General features: G+C 66.8%; 1 protein-coding gene. It reads right to left on the minus strand.

The window, feature by feature from the left end:
- On the minus strand, window positions 1-571 hold a 571-nt coding region (locus RQI28_RS19675; RefSeq protein WP_311224353.1), incomplete at its 3' end, for a LysR family transcriptional regulator.
- Window positions 572-603 lie beyond the last annotated feature (32 nt).

The raw sequence follows: 603 nt of genomic DNA on the forward strand, positions 1-603 counted from the left end.
CCGCTGTGATGACGGGGCTGCTGCGCAGCGCATGCAAGGTCTGCGGCAGGCCGTGCCGGCGGGCGTAGTCGGCGGACGCGCAGGCCAGGTAGCGCACGTTGCCCAGGCTGCGCGCCACCAGCGACAGGGGCGGCTCCTGCACCACGCGAATGGCGATGTCCACCTCGTCGCGCAGGTTGTCGGCGCGGTTCTCGAACAACACGTCCAGCACGATGCCGGGGTAGGTGCGCTTGAACTCGATCAGCCAGTCGCCCATCACGATCTGCCCGTAGCCGCTGGGCACGCTGATGCCGACTCGGCCCTGCAGGCCCTGGCCCAGCGAGGCGACAGCCTCCTGCGCGGCCAGCATCTCGTTGCGAATGGCGCGGCCGTGTTCGTACAGGCGCAGGCCGATCTCGGTGGGCTCCACCCGCCGCGTGGTGCGCTGCACCAGCTGCACGCCCACGGCCTTTTCCAGCTTGGTGAGGTGGTAGCTCACGTTGGCGCGCGTCATTTTCAGCTTGCGCGCAGCCTGGCTCAGATTGCCGCTGTCGATGATCTCGACGAGCAGGGTCAGCGATGGCAGATCCATGGTGCGAAAGGTTGGATTGGTTTAAATCGTTT

The organism is Acidovorax sp. WCS2018Noco2-16 (assembly GCF_031843945.1).
Classification (GTDB): domain Bacteria; phylum Pseudomonadota; class Gammaproteobacteria; order Burkholderiales; family Burkholderiaceae_C; genus Paracidovorax.